This window comes from Shouchella sp. JSM 1781072 (genome assembly GCF_041949915.1).
GTDB lineage: Bacteria > Bacillota > Bacilli > Bacillales > Bacillaceae_D > Shouchella.
In genome coordinates this window covers 1036536-1049829 of the sequence record NZ_JBHFQE010000001.1, presented here as the reverse complement: position 1 = coordinate 1049829, position 13294 = coordinate 1036536, and the positions used below count along the sequence as shown (strand labels likewise).

Annotated in this window: 16 protein-coding genes; all 16 read right to left on the bottom strand. The window is 40.9% G+C overall.

Going from position 1 to position 13294, the window contains the following annotated elements:
- Positions 1–7: 7 nt before the first annotated feature.
- The gene (locus tag ACE1TH_RS05580; RefSeq protein WP_176554237.1) at positions 8–787 is read right to left on the bottom strand and encodes a sporulation protein YpjB; all 780 of its coding nucleotides are present in this window, start codon (positions 785–787) and stop codon (positions 8–10) included.
- A 55-nt stretch (positions 788–842) separates the two neighbouring features.
- Entirely contained in the window at positions 843–1445 is a 603-nt protein-coding gene (locus ACE1TH_RS05575; protein WP_099300845.1) for a DUF1405 domain-containing protein, read from the bottom strand.
- A gap of 53 nt (positions 1446–1498) precedes the next feature.
- On the bottom strand, positions 1499–2284 hold the full coding sequence (locus tag ACE1TH_RS05570) for a menaquinol-cytochrome c reductase cytochrome b/c subunit (RefSeq protein WP_099300846.1): 786 nt from the start codon (positions 2282–2284) through the stop codon (positions 1499–1501).
- Positions 2285–2318: 34 nt separating this feature from the next.
- Positions 2319–2990 (bottom strand): menaquinol-cytochrome c reductase cytochrome b subunit, encoded by a 672-nt coding sequence (gene qcrB / locus ACE1TH_RS05565; protein ID WP_035398380.1) that lies wholly within the window; start codon positions 2988–2990, stop codon positions 2319–2321.
- 14 nt (positions 2991–3004) lie between these two features.
- A complete protein-coding gene (locus ACE1TH_RS05560) occupies positions 3005–3496 on the bottom strand; it encodes a Rieske (2Fe-2S) protein (protein WP_375078484.1) in 492 nt (163 codons plus the stop codon).
- A gap of 123 nt (positions 3497–3619) precedes the next feature.
- Positions 3620–4087 (bottom strand): YpiF family protein, encoded by a 468-nt coding sequence (locus tag ACE1TH_RS05555; RefSeq protein WP_255225314.1) that lies wholly within the window; start codon positions 4085–4087, stop codon positions 3620–3622.
- 58 nt (positions 4088–4145) lie between these two features.
- Entirely contained in the window at positions 4146–4694 is a 549-nt protein-coding gene (locus tag ACE1TH_RS05550) for a ReoY family proteolytic degradation factor (protein WP_099300849.1), read from the bottom strand.
- Between the two features lie 114 nt (positions 4695–4808).
- A complete protein-coding gene (locus tag ACE1TH_RS05545; RefSeq protein ID WP_099300850.1) occupies positions 4809–6062 on the bottom strand; it encodes a tetratricopeptide repeat protein in 1254 nt (417 codons plus the stop codon).
- Positions 6063–6364: 302 nt separating this feature from the next.
- On the bottom strand, positions 6365–7456 hold the full coding sequence (locus ACE1TH_RS05540) for a prephenate dehydrogenase (RefSeq protein ID WP_375078483.1): 1092 nt from the start codon (positions 7454–7456) through the stop codon (positions 6365–6367).
- Positions 7457–7491: 35 nt separating this feature from the next.
- Complete coding sequence (hisC, locus tag ACE1TH_RS05535; RefSeq protein WP_099300852.1) at positions 7492–8586, bottom strand: histidinol-phosphate transaminase; 1095 nt, start codon at positions 8584–8586, stop codon at positions 7492–7494.
- Positions 8587–8655: 69 nt separating this feature from the next.
- Positions 8656–9465: a tryptophan synthase subunit alpha gene (trpA, locus tag ACE1TH_RS05530; protein ID WP_375078482.1), complete on the bottom strand. Its 810-nt coding sequence runs from the start codon at positions 9463–9465 to the stop codon at positions 8656–8658.
- Complete coding sequence (gene trpB, locus ACE1TH_RS05525; RefSeq protein WP_375078481.1) at positions 9462–10664, bottom strand: tryptophan synthase subunit beta; 1203 nt, start codon at positions 10662–10664, stop codon at positions 9462–9464. Before trpB ends, trpA begins: the two co-directional genes overlap by 4 nt.
- On the bottom strand, positions 10639–11292 hold the full coding sequence (locus ACE1TH_RS05520) for a phosphoribosylanthranilate isomerase (protein WP_099300855.1): 654 nt from the start codon (positions 11290–11292) through the stop codon (positions 10639–10641). Before ACE1TH_RS05520 ends, trpB begins: the two co-directional genes overlap by 26 nt.
- On the bottom strand, positions 11289–12056 hold the full coding sequence (gene trpC, locus ACE1TH_RS05515; protein ID WP_099300856.1) for an indole-3-glycerol phosphate synthase TrpC: 768 nt from the start codon (positions 12054–12056) through the stop codon (positions 11289–11291). Before trpC ends, ACE1TH_RS05520 begins: the two co-directional genes overlap by 4 nt.
- Positions 12049–13074 (bottom strand): anthranilate phosphoribosyltransferase, encoded by a 1026-nt coding sequence (gene trpD, locus ACE1TH_RS05510; RefSeq protein ID WP_099300857.1) that lies wholly within the window; start codon positions 13072–13074, stop codon positions 12049–12051. The genes trpC and trpD overlap by 8 nt, the downstream gene beginning before the upstream one ends.
- A complete protein-coding gene (locus tag ACE1TH_RS05505) occupies positions 13064–13249 on the bottom strand; it encodes a hypothetical protein (RefSeq protein ID WP_099300858.1) in 186 nt (61 codons plus the stop codon). Before ACE1TH_RS05505 ends, trpD begins: the two co-directional genes overlap by 11 nt.
- Positions 13250–13294: the final 45 nt, after the last annotated feature.

Sequence of the window (13294 nt, the reverse complement as noted above, 5' to 3'; positions counted from 1 at the left end):
CCTTGTCTTATTCTTCTTGCTTTACTTTTTTTCGCTCGCCCTTAAATTTTCTAAAGCCTACGTAGCCGAGCGATACCACAACCGGTGTGCCAATCATAAACATAACTAAATATAAGGTCGGGTCAACCGTTTCGACAGATGTAAAAGCAAATAATGACAGATATTCATGACGCATTGTATCCAAATGATTATCAATCTCCGCCTCAGACAACTGCTGTTGCTGTAGGCGATTGTGCATGTCATCAAGTTCATTTACTTGCTCGTAACCTTTTGAAATTAAAACAGCTGGACGAACGGTTTCATACAACTGTTGGGATCGATTCACTTCATAGCTAAATTGTTGCGATTGAAATGGATCATTAACGGCACCAATCCGGTCTAAACTATCAAGCATTTGTCGATCCATTTGATTCCATAGCGGCTGATTCACTTGTTGAACAGCGTCTGTACTTAACCGAAGTGCCATCGCTAAACGTAACTGCTCTTCAGGAGAAACATCTTCTGCAAACAGCGCATCATAAGCAGACTCAAACGTTGTCATTAGTGTACGCATGGAAGACAATGTCCATTCTTCATCTGAAAAAGGAAACTGTTCCATTTCATTCGAAAAAGCTTCAGCTGTTTTTTGCGCTTGATCTATTTCTCCTTGTTGAATTTGATGAAGTAACGTTCCAGCTAAACCATCAAACTCACTCCAAGTCGGGTCATTGTCCTCTACTGCGTAGCCATACACAGGCAACATCACTATGACGCTTAAGGCCATTATGAATAAAAACATTCGCCGCATCACGCGTTCCCCCCTCTGATTTTTCATTATATGAGAGGGAGGACAAGAGTAGACCTTATTTAGGCAAGTTTAAACGTAATGCGTTTTTTCGAACGTTTAATAGATAAACTAGCGCAACCGAAGTTAAACCTAACAAGAATGTAAAGATCCCGATTTGATTGATATATGGGATGATAACGTTACTCAACCATGGATGCATGCCAAAAAAATAATCAATGACGTCATTTAAGACCGTCCAGGCTAATGCGACAGCCAAATGCCAGCGTTTAATCCGCATAAAAGGTAAGAACAAGAGCGCTTGCAACGCCATACCCGCATGAGAAAGGTTGAGCATGATGATTTGCCAGTGCATCGGCGCCCCTTCCATCACTTGAAACGTATTCATAACAACCGCCCAAACGCCGTATTTAATAAGCGTCACAGCTGCGAAAGCCTCAATTAAACCAACGTTTTTCTTCATAAGAAAAGCAATTAACACAAAGACAAAAAAGAAACTAGCTGTCGGACTATCTGGAACAAATATCACAAACTGCCATGGCGTTTGCTCTAGTTGATTGCCATACCAAATAAATCCATAAACCGTTCCAACGACGTTGATGATTAATAACAATAATAGTGTTGACTTTCTCGTTAGAAAGCCAAATAAATATGCGAGCATTCGTATCACCCTTATGTAAAAAGAGCCACCTTTGTGGTGGCTCTTTCCTTTACTTATTCCTCAGGTTCTTGACCATGGTTTGCAATAAATTCAGCTAAAATTTCTAACTCTTCATCCGAACCTTCAAATTGATCAGCAGGCATTGCGCCTACACCATTTTGAATTACATCCATAATTTCTTCCGGTGACCTTTCTGTTTCAAGAAGACTTGGCGCACCAGCTCCACCAGTCATTTGGTCACCGTGACACTGGATACATGTGTCATTATTGGAATAAATTTCGTATCCTTCCGCTTCTACATCAATGTCTGCGTCTTCCGCAATAACTAGCTGACCTTGTTCAGCAGCCGTTTCCCAATCGTGTTGATCCACTGATTCCCATGTTAAGAAAATAACAGAAGCAACACCAAGCAACATAAGGCCTGTTGCAATCGGACGCTTGTGTGGACGACGTTCTTTTGATGTATCGAGCCAAGGTGCAAGTAGCAACGCACCAAATGCCACACCAGGAATAACAACCGTTCCTAATGTATTAAAGTCACCAGAAGCAAACTCATATTTGAGCAACTGATATAAAAACAAGAAATACCAGTCTGGTAATGGTATGTATGCTTCTAGCGGATCGGCAATTGCCTCAAGAGGAGCTGGATGGGCAAGGGTTAAACATAAGAACCCCATTAGAAAAACTGCACCAACCATCCATTCTCGAAGTAAGAAGTTTGGCCAAAAAGCTTCTGTTTTCCCCGGATATTCCGAGTAATCTTTCGGTACATTCGCTTTACGACCATCTGCTTTTACACGAGAATCACCGACAAATTTCATCCCTTTGCCTCGATGCATGAATTTCCCTCCTTTTTATCAAGTGTTGTTTACCTTATAGAGGTCCAGAGATCCCCTGTCTACGAATCATAATAAAGTGTGCGCCTAAAAGACCTAGTAATGCAGCTGGTAAAAAGAAGACATGGATCGCAAAGAAACGCGTTAGTGTTGCTGCACCAACGATATCCCCACCAGCAAGCAAGGCTTTTGTGAAATCGCCGATAATTGGTACACTTTCAGCAATTTCAAGTGTTACGACAGTTGCAAAGTACGCTTTCATATCCCAAGGCAACAAATAACCTGTTAAACCAAGAGCAAGCATAACAAAGAAAATTAATACCCCAACAACCCAGTTTAACTCACGCGGCTTTTTATAGGATCCCGTAAAGAATACACGTAAAGTATGTAAGAACATCATGACAATAACTAAGCTCGCGCCCCAGTGGTGCATTCCTCGAACGATTTGTCCCATTGCCACATCATTTTGTAAGAAATAAACAGATGCGTGGGCATTAACAATATCTGGTACGTAATACATCGTCAGGAACATACCTGACAGGATTTGGATAACCGTTACAAAAAACGTTAATCCACCAAAACAATAGATGAACGCCGAAAAGTGATGAGCTGGGTTAACATGCTCTGGCACTTCGTGATCCGCAATATCACGCCACATAGGAGTAATATCTAGACGCTCGTCCACATAATCATAAATTTTTTGTAGCATTTTCTGCGCCCCTCCTAGTCTCTTCGGTTGACCTCTCCAAGATATACCGTTCCATTTTCAACACTGACTTCAAAAACATCCAACGGACGACGCGGTGGCGTACCAGCCACATTTGTGCCGTCTTCAGTAAATCGACCACCGTGGCAAGGACATGCGAATTCACTCTCATCCTCATTATAGGCAATTGTACAACCTAGATGGGTACAAACAGATGAAAGCGCAATAACATCATCGCCATCTAAATAGATGTATGCCTCTTGCTCCACAGTTGATTCATACCAAGAATCTTGTTGACTAAAGCTCCATGTGAATCGCTGCGGCGTATCGGTTAAATCATCCAGCTCGCATACCGGTTCCAAAGAAGACTCAGCCCCTGCTTTTAAAGCAGGATCAAGGGCAAATCGAACCATGGGCATTAACATACCAGCTGCCATAAATCCGCCTACTCCTGTGAGCGTGTACGATAAAAATTGCCGTCTCGAAACTTTGTGCTCTCTTTCGCTCACTTCTAAACCTCCTAACAGTTCAAAATCGACCAAGTCTAGCTTGGACTCATACAGATTAATACTAGGACGTTACTATCATACTATAACCGCATACATTAAGCAATATGAGTTAGAATAGCGCTTTCAGCGATTTTGCTGCCACAACCCTGTAATTAACGGTAAAATTTGCTGCATTTGATCATCAATGACTTTTTTTCTGTTCTTTTGATCAATATATTCAAGAGCAATTGAAGGGACAAAAAATAATTGCAGCGGCTTTAATTGCTCCTCAATTGGCTTCCAAACAGAATCTGAAGTCAATAAAATAATATGTTTAAAACCAGCGTTCCCTAAATCTTTTTCCCACATACGTAACCGCTCTCGATTTGCTTCAATCGACTCTTCTTCACTATAACTAAATGGTGGAAAAAGCATCACACGTCCTCTAAATTGACGTTCCATTTCATCACTCAAAATCGTTGTAAATTCTGCAGCTTGGATGGTTGATTTTAGCTGAGTTGATACAGACGCTTTTAGTAACGGGACAATGGCTGTATCGACATAATCACGTGATTGTAAATATGTATCTGTATCTGCTGTTTTAAATCGCATGGTTCCACTTCCTTTCAGTCTCATTATAACAAAAAAAACAGAGCTCTCGAGCTCTGTTTTAAGAGTTTTTTAGTAAATTGTTAAGTTTTGCTGTTAACGTCAAAAACAATTCTTTATCATGATCATCAAGCGCCTTGTTAATATCAGCATGTAATTGGTCTAACTGAAAACGTCGAATGCTTTCATCTAGAACTTCTTCTGCCTCATGTTCAAAACGTTGCTTCCGTTCTTTTGTCTCTGGCAAATACGGATTGTCTTCAAGGACAGCCAAGTACTGTGCATATAGATCTTGGTCTTTAAAGTGAAGTTCAATATAAATTTCTTCTGTATGATTAAGGCGTATGTCATGGAATGCTTTTTCACAATCAGTCGTCACATGGTGTTGCTTTCGAAACGAAAATGGGATTGTGTCGATTCCTTGAGCGGAAATAACAAGTGCTTTTGGCGTCTCATCTGAACGATCTAAGAAATGAACACGCTCCATTAACCCATCATCGTTCATTAGATAATTTAATAGCCATGCACACTCACGGCGTTTTAACTGATGTCGTTTGAGGAAACTTCGCAAAAAAGACTTTTTATCCATTACAGGAATAATACTACCCAATTGCTTTCTCCCCTTTCCCTATTTTAAAGCACCACATTTAAATCTTACTGTACTTTTCGCCTTATGTTAGAGCATTCCCTTTTAATCAAGCTTGAATTCTTTCAACAAATCTTGTCATTCCTCGTAATTAAGTTCTTCAATAAGTTCCGTTAAGTCTGATCGTGTCGGATCAAGGAGCAGCGCCTGCTCAAACAGCGATTTCGCTTGCGTTCGATCTCCTTCCTCCATTAAGAAGTAGCCGTATTCAATTAAAAAGTCTGCGTCTTCATTAAAAGCAGGCATTGCCTCTTTATAAAGCAACCGCGCTTCTTCAAATTCTTCTAAGTTCGCTTTAGCAAACGCTTGGAACCATGTTAAAAGTGGATCACTTTCGCCATGTTCTTGCACATACTGAATCAATTCGTCTAAATCATCTGCCCGTTCTTCATCTTTTAACAACGCTGCAAACGCTTGAACACTTTTAACGTTAGATGGGTTCAAGGCTAGAGACTGCCGAAAAAATTGCTCTGCTCCTACAAGATCATTCATTTTCGTTAGAACTTGACCAGCCATCATAGGAAGCTGATCGTTAAATTCATCCATTCGAATACCGTCTTTCAAGGTTTCAAACGCCTCGTCTAAACGATTTTCAGCTTCGTATGCTTTTGCAAGCGGCATATAAACGCTCGTGAAATCAGCATCAAGGCTTTTCACAGCGCCTAATTGTTCAATAACGACTGGATAGTCCCCTTGCTGATATGCGGTAAAACCAAAGCTAAACAGCTGATCTGGCGTCATTTTATTCGTTTGTTGTTGATGATAAAGCTGCAACGCATCTTCGAATTGACCGTTTCCGCTATAAGCTTCCGCTAAAGACAAACCTACATTTACTTCGCCTAAGTCCGCATATAACGACTGTTTTAAATAAGGTATTGCTTTATTGTAAGCCCCTTGGTTTAAATAAAATTCGCCTAAAGCATAGACGAGAATCATTTCATCAGGATCTTTTTGCAAGGCAGCTAGTAATTTTTGTTCTGCTACTTCATCTAATGCTTGAAGCTGGTATAGGTCAGCGAGTAACAATTGTGCTTGTGCATAACTATCATCTTCTACGCCTACCTCTAAAAGTGCTTCAATGGCTTCATCCTCTTCATCTTCATCAATCATCATTTCTGCTGAAAGAATAGCAAGGGAGCCTTCATCGGGATAGAGCGAGCGAAGATCTTCAACAATCTGCCTTGCTTCTTTTATATGACCAAGTTCATAATACAACTCCGCAACCTCAAATCGAACTTGATGGTCATCAGATGTAGCACGACTAGCAAGCATGCTTAACGCTTCTTCAATATTCCCTGCTTCTATTTTTGAAAATACATCTTCTTTCAACATAAATAGGTTGGCTCCTTCATTTACAATCGTTACTATCTATAGTTTATATGATGGACCGTTTCATGATCAACCATTGGGTTTCGTAAAAAAAACAAAAGATTTTTATGAATAGTATTGACTTTGAAAGCGTTTTCTTTTATATTCTAATTAGCGTATGGTTTCTCTCCACTCCTATCCATACATTTTAGCTTTTTATAGCTAAACTCCTTTGAAAACGCTTACGTTTTCAAAGGAGTTTTTTTTACCGCAAAAAACCCCCTATCTGCTAAAATTTCTCTTAACAAGAAAGGGGGACGTATCCTCTATGATTGTTCATAAATGGTATAGTGACGTTCAATAAGAACCTGTTTCGCTTGCTCACGATCGGTTTCAGAGCGAAAACTCAACCGCAAAACACCCATAATATCTTCTCTTGCTTCTAAAATTCGGATATTTGTAAGATGAATTTTATTTTCAGCCAACACATACGTAACATCTGAAACGACACCAAGATGATCGGGTACATCCACGTACAAATCATAAAAAGCAGGAATTGCTCCACGGGATTTTTGTGGTAGCCCTTCACGAAACTGTCTTGCTTGGGCGAAAAAACGATAGATTTGTTCATGATCCTCATTTTCAACAAATTGGCGCACGTCATTCATATCTTGTTGCCAATTATCAATTAAGCGAATCATTTCGTCTTTATTATGTAATAAAATATCACGCCACATCACAGGACTTGCCGAAGCAATTCGCGTAATATCTTTGAATCCTCCTGCTGCAAGTGCGGTAACTTGTGCATCGTCTGCTTCCATTTTCTCTAACTGATGAACAAGGCCTGCCGCGACGATGTGCGGAAAATGACTTACTACGCCAACAAGTCGATCGTGACGTTGCGCGTCTAGTTCAATAAATTGGGCATTTGTGGACTTTAACATATTTTTCAACATAATCAACTGGTCTCTTGAAGCATGTATTGGCGTTAACAAATAAAACGCATTCTCGAATAAATGTGCTTGGGCTGCGGTTACCCCTGTTTTATGGGATCCAGCCATCGGATGGCCTCCGATAAAGCAATAATTTGGCAACAATGCGCGAGCTTTTTCTACAATCGTTTGCTTTGTTGAACCGACATCTGTAATGATTACATTATCTTTTAGCGTAATTGTGCTTAAACGCTCAATTATTTCTGTCGTTACTCCAACTGGCGTTGCTAATATAATGAGATCAGCCAGTTTTGCCCCTGCCTCAATCGATGCCGCTTTTTGGTCAATGACACCTAGTTGATGTGCCAAATTCATTTCTTGTTCAGAGATATCAAATCCAATTAGTTGAACCGACTCATCTTTCTTTAGTGCAAGCGACAAGGATCCACCTATAAGACCCATACCGACGATAAAGATGTTCTTCATGTTGTTTCCTTCCTAAGACGTTTTTGTTACTATGCTTAATTAAAAGAGGCAAAAATTTGCGAAGCCACCTCTAAAAACGCATCGTTTTCTTCTTGACTTCCTATGGAAATACGAATGCCAGTCGGATAACCTAGTGCTTCACCAGAGCGAAGGATGAAGCCTTTTTCAAGAAATGCTTGAAACACTTTATTTCCAGGTATACCCGTTTCAATCATTAAAAAATTTGTTTCAGAAGGATAGACATAGAACCCTTGGCTTTCAAAAAAATCTTCTAGGCGATTCATTTCAACCTTGTTTTTTTCTTTACATGACTGAATAAATGCTTCATCCTCTAGCGCGGCCAAAGCAGCTTGATGACCGATAGAATTATTGTTAAATGGTGGGCGAACAGGATCAATCGCTTGCGCAATGACTTGACTCGTAATACCGTATCCAACGCGCAAACCAGCTAGTCCATACGCTTTTGAAAAAGTGCGTAAAACAACTAATTGCGGGTATTCTTCAAGAAGCGAGACGGTCTCTGGGAAACTTGTTGATGTGACATATTCATAGTACGCTTCATCTGACACAACGAGACACCCTTCTGGTACTTGTTTCAAAAATTCGCTAAAACGATTCTGGTCGATTGCCACTCCATTTGGATTATTCGGATTACAGACCCAAACAATTCTTGTTTTTTCGTTAATCGCTGCAAGCATTCGATCTAAATCATGGTCGCCACTTTCCGTCACGGGCACTTCAATAATGTCAGCATCTTCTATCGTTGCATTCAATTTATATTGCGAGAAAGAAGGTGTGGCCATGACTGTATTTGTACCAGTCGATAAAAAGGCTCGACATAGAAATTGAATGACTTCATCAGAGCCGTTCCCTAAAATGATCTGTTTTTCATCTACTTGGTGTTTAGACGCTAACGCTGATCTGAGCTCAGTTCCATAGCCATCTGGATAAATAGACGTTTCAGATGCTACACTTGCAATGCGTTCTGCAACTTTTGGAGACGCTCCGTAAGGATTTTCATTCGAAGCCATTTTAATCACGCGATCTAATCCATACTCTCGTTTTACGTCTGCAATTGGTTTCCCAGGTGCATACGCAGGCAACCCTCTAATTTGTTTTTTTACGTACATGCCTACACCTACTTTCGATAGTCTTACTAGTTATCCTACGAGAAAAGCTGCAGATGAGCAAGGTTCTTTTTAAACAGAATGAACGTTTATCCCACGTAATTCTTTAATATAGTCTTCAAACTCCATTAATGCTGCGCTTTGTTCTTCCGGCTGTAACAAACGCTCTCCTTTTTGCTCAATCTGTTTCACAATCGCACTTCCGATGACAACCCCATCCGCATAGTGTTGAATCATTTCCACTTGTTCCCGTTTGTGGACGCCAAATCCGACAACACAGGGCACACGTGCATGTTGCTTTGCCGCTGTAATAAATTCATGCAAGTGTGCAGGAAGTTCATCTCGAACTCCTGTAACTCCAGTAGATGATACGCAGTATAAAAATCCGCTAGCTGCGGAAGCAATTTTTTCAATTCGCTCATGGGACGTCGGCGCAATCATTGAGATAAACGAGAGGTCTTTTGCTGTACATAGGGACGTCAATTCTTGTCCTTCCTCAAAAGGAAGATCTGGAACGAGAACACCATCGACTTCAAATGAAGCAGCTTCATCCACAAATCGTTGGAACCCATACTGATAAAGAGGATTGGCATACGTAAACAAAATAACAGGAATCGTCAGTCCTCGCTTACGGGCTTCGGGTACAATTTGTAAAATTTTTGGCAAAGTAGCCCCGCCTTTAATCGCTCGTAGAGAAGCCGCTTGAATGGTTGGACCATCTGCTAGTGGATCTGAATAAGGAACGCCTAATTCAATAACGTCAGCTCCACTCCTTTGTAAAGAAAGCATCAGCTCCATTGTGACAGCTAGTGAAGGATCACCAGCTGTAATAAACGGAATAAACAATTGATCTTTTTCTAATGCAGAACGTAATCGATTCAATTGGATTCTCCTCCCTCGAAGTTTTTGTATAGTGTGTGCATATCTTTGTCTCCACGTCCAGAAAGACAAATTAAGATTGCGCTTTTTTTACTAGCTTTACTTTCTTTAATCGCTTGCGCAACCGCATGGGCCGTTTCTAAAGCACAAATGATTCCTTCATGCTCTGCCAGCATACGAAGGGCCGTAAGCGCCTCTTCATCCGTCACCGCTTCATAGCGTACACGCTTTGAATCTGCTAAATAAGCGTGCTCTGGACCGACTCCTGGGTAATCGAGGCCTGCAGAAATTGAATACGGTTCTGTAATTTGACCAACCTCGTCTTGAAGTAAATACGTTAAAGAACCATGAATGATTCCTTTTGTTCCTTTTGTAATCGTTGCAGCATGCTGGTTCGTCTCTACGCCGTAACCTGCTGCTTCCACACCAATTAGTTCAACGTCTTCGTCAATAAAAGGATAAAACATACCGATTGCATTGCTCCCGCCACCAACACAAGCAATGATTGTTTCAGGTAACGAATCGTATTCTGTAACCATCTGCTCCTTTGCTTCATCGCCGATAATGCGTTGAAAATTGCGCACCATCTTCGGGTAAGGGTGTGGACCTACCACAGACCCGATAATATAAAAGGTATCCTCAGCATGCGTCACCCAATGACGAATCGCTTCATTCGTCGCGTCTTTTAATGTCCGACTTCCGCTTACAGCCGGAATTACTTTTGCTCCTAACAATTCCATTCGAAATACATTGAGCTTTTGTCGTTCCATATCGGTTTCTCCCATATAAATGAGGCATTCCATACCGAATTTTGCCGCTACCGTTGCGGTTGCGACTCCATGCTGACCAGCGCCAGTTTCGGCAACTACTTTTGTCTTCCCCATCCGTTTTGCTAGAAGGGCTTGCCCGAGAGCATTATTTAATTTATGAGCCCCTGTATGCAAAAGATCCTCTCTTTTGAGGTAAATCTTTACGTCATCACCAAGGGCCTTACTAAATTGATCCGCATAGGTGATCGGTGTTTTTCGACCAGCAAATTGTTGAAGAAGGTTATCCAACTCTGCCTGAAATTGCTCATCTTCTAACGCCTCATCAAGGGCCAATTCTAACTCTTCAATCGCGCTCATTAATGTTTCCGGAACGTACTGTCCGCCGTATTCTCCAAATCGACCTTGTTTAGTAGGGTAAACGTCTGTTTTCATATTGCTCCATCACCTCTTCTAATTCTTCAATGGCGTGTTGATCTTTTTTTCCATTTCGCTCGATCCCACTCGAGAGATCAAGTCCGTATACGTCATACTGCAATAGCGCTTGAACATTCGTACGATTAATTCCTCCTGCAATCAAAAGAGGTTTCTTGTAGGGGCTTAGTACATCTATAAAACCAGGGATTTTTCTCCATTCAAACGTTTTGCCCGTACCTCCCCATGCGTGACTTGTTTTTGTATCAAGCAAAAGAGCATCAACATGAGGCGCAAACGCGTGTAGCTTTTTGTTTGCCTCTTCATCCACATGGACGGCTTTCCAAATCTTTAAAGCAGGAAAATGAGCACGAAGCTCTTTTACATCTTCTACTGTCTCATTGCCGTGAAGCTGCAGGATTGAAAAGACTTTCGCTTCATAAAGTGCCTTTACGTCTTCTAACGTTGGGTGTACGACTAACGCAACGATTTCTTGGTTATATTCAACAGAATGAAGCCAAGAAATAACGTCGCTAAGCTCAACACGCCGCTTGCTAGCAGCAAATACGAAGCCGATGTACGCACAACCTGCATTCGCTACCACTTGTAGTTCCTCTTTTGAGCCGATTCCGCAATATTTTGTTTTCATCGCAATGCTTTCTCATTTGCAAAAAGAGACTGTATCGCTTTCGCTTGATCGTCTGCTTTCATTAACGTTTCGCCCATTAACACACCCTGTACCCCGAGTTGCTTTAAATAGGATAAATCTGCTCTCGTGCGAATACCGCTCTCAGAAACAACAAGCGACTGCTTAGGCAAATGCTTCAAAATCGTTTCTGTATGAGTAATGTCTGTTCGAAAGGTTTTTAAATCTCTATTATTCACTCCGATCATCTCAGGTTGTACATGGTCTAGCAACGATAAAGCTTCTTCACTGTTATGAACTTCAACTAGACACTCCATTCCAAGGTCATAAGCTTGTTCATATAACGATTGAAGTTTTTCATTGCTTACCACTCCTGCAATTAATAAGATCGCATCTGCACCTAAGCGATACGATTCCTCTACTTGTTTTTCATCAATAATAAAATCTTTTCTTAAAACAGGAAGATGAACAAGGTCTTTCACTTGTTTGATATAGCGCTTCTCCCCTTTAAAGAAAGGAGAATCGGTTAATACACTAATGGCTGAAGCTCCAGCATTTTCATACGTTTGCGCAATCTTAGAAACATTCAAATCAGTAACGAGCAATCCTTTTGATGGAGACGCTTGCTTGATTTCGGCAATTAAGCCGAGATCAAATGAAGAAGACATCAACGCTTGTTTTAGACTTGTTCGATTCACGCTTTCACGTTCAGGCATTTGCAGCGTTCGTACTTCTTCTTTTTTTGATGCGATAATTTCATCAAGCATGTTTTATCCCCCTGTTTTCATTTTGAATGGACGTTAAATAAGTGAATGATTGTTTAGTTAAAAGAGCTGCTTTTGTCCGGTCCACGCCTGCTTGGATCGAATCGACATAATCACCAGCGTACAGAGCGACACCTGCATTAAACACGACGATATCAATCGCTTCACTTGGTGCTTCATTAAGCAAAATTTGATTAATTAACTGGGCACTTTCATAGGATGAGTGAACTTGTATAGCCGATAATGATCCTTGTTTCAAACCATAGTCTTCAGGTTGAATCACATAAGAGTGTGTTTCTCCTGCTTTTACATCAACAAGATACGTTTTCCCGTGTATTGCACATTCATCAAGACCATCGGCACCACTCACAACGATCGAATGAGCTGTTCCTAATCGATTTAACACTTGACCAATTTGGTCAGCAGTCGAGCGGCTGTTTACGCCAAGCAACTGATGTTGTGCTCCTGCAGGGTTTGTTAACGGACCAAGCAAGTTAAAAATACTTCGGAACCCGAGCTCTTTTCTTGTTTTCATCACATGTTTCATCGATGGATGATAAAGTGGCGCAAACATAAAACAAAGAGATTGTCGCTTTAACTTTTCTGCAGCTTCTGTAACGGTCGACTGAATATCAATTCCGAGTGCTTCGAATACATCCGCACTGCCTGTCTTGGATGATACAGAGCGATTGCCATGTTTCGTTACTGGTATATTCATTGACGCTAATACGATTGCAGTCGCCGTCGAGATATTAAACGTGGACAAACCATCGCCACCTGTTCCACACGTATCAATGGTCCGTTCCGTTTGTAGAGGAAATGGTTCTGCCATGTTACGCATCGCACGGGCAAAGCCAACAAGCTCATCTACTGTTTCGCCACGGAAGCGTAACAGTGTAATGAAACTAGCAATTTGGCTATCTGTTAATCGTCCAAGCATAATCTCAGACATTAATAATTCAGCATCATGTTCTGATAATGTCTCGTGGTTTAAGCAACGGTTTAACAATTCATTTATCATCGCGAGCACCTTCATTTCTATAGCAAGCATGATAAAGAACTTCTTTATTTACATATGGTTTTTGTTTGGATTCATTTAAAGGTGAAGAGTGAAGTCGCTTTGTTTGCATACAAGCAATCACAACAGACTTCTTCAATTTACGATTTGTTTTTTGTGTAGGGGAAATTACCTTCATTTATCACTCACTCCTTGTGATGTGAAAATGAAGAGCGGTTGGAGG

Bases quoted from the DNA above. Each gene is read 5' to 3' on its own strand.
- ACE1TH_RS05580 (WP_176554237.1), bottom strand. From the start codon at position 787: ATGCGGCGAATGTTTTTATTCATAATGGCCTTAAGCGTCATAGTGATG.
- ACE1TH_RS05575 (WP_099300845.1), bottom strand. From the start codon at position 1,445: ATGCTCGCATATTTATTTGGCTTTCTAACGAGAAAGTCAACACTATTA.
- ACE1TH_RS05570 (WP_099300846.1), bottom strand. From the start codon at position 2,284: ATGCATCGAGGCAAAGGGATGAAATTTGTCGGTGATTCTCGTGTAAAA.
- qcrB (WP_035398380.1), bottom strand. From the start codon at position 2,990: ATGCTACAAAAAATTTATGATTATGTGGACGAGCGTCTAGATATTACT.
- ACE1TH_RS05555 (WP_255225314.1), bottom strand. From the start codon at position 4,087: ATGCGATTTAAAACAGCAGATACAGATACATATTTACAATCACGTGAT.
- ACE1TH_RS05545 (WP_099300850.1), bottom strand. From the start codon at position 6,062: ATGTTGAAAGAAGATGTATTTTCAAAAATAGAAGCAGGGAATATTGAA.
- ACE1TH_RS05540 (WP_375078483.1), bottom strand. From the start codon at position 7,456: ATGAAGAACATCTTTATCGTCGGTATGGGTCTTATAGGTGGATCCTTG.
- hisC (WP_099300852.1), bottom strand. From the start codon at position 8,586: ATGTACGTAAAAAAACAAATTAGAGGGTTGCCTGCGTATGCACCTGGG.
- trpB (WP_375078481.1), bottom strand. From the start codon at position 10,664: ATGAAAACAGACGTTTACCCTACTAAACAAGGTCGATTTGGAGAATAC.
- ACE1TH_RS05520 (WP_099300855.1), bottom strand. From the start codon at position 11,292: ATGAAAACAAAATATTGCGGAATCGGCTCAAAAGAGGAACTACAAGTG.
- trpC (WP_099300856.1), bottom strand. From the start codon at position 12,056: ATGCTTGATGAAATTATCGCATCAAAAAAAGAAGAAGTACGAACGCTG.
- trpD (WP_099300857.1), bottom strand. From the start codon at position 13,074: ATGATAAATGAATTGTTAAACCGTTGCTTAAACCACGAGACATTATCA.
- ACE1TH_RS05505 (WP_099300858.1), bottom strand. From the start codon at position 13,249: ATGAAGGTAATTTCCCCTACACAAAAAACAAATCGTAAATTGAAGAAG.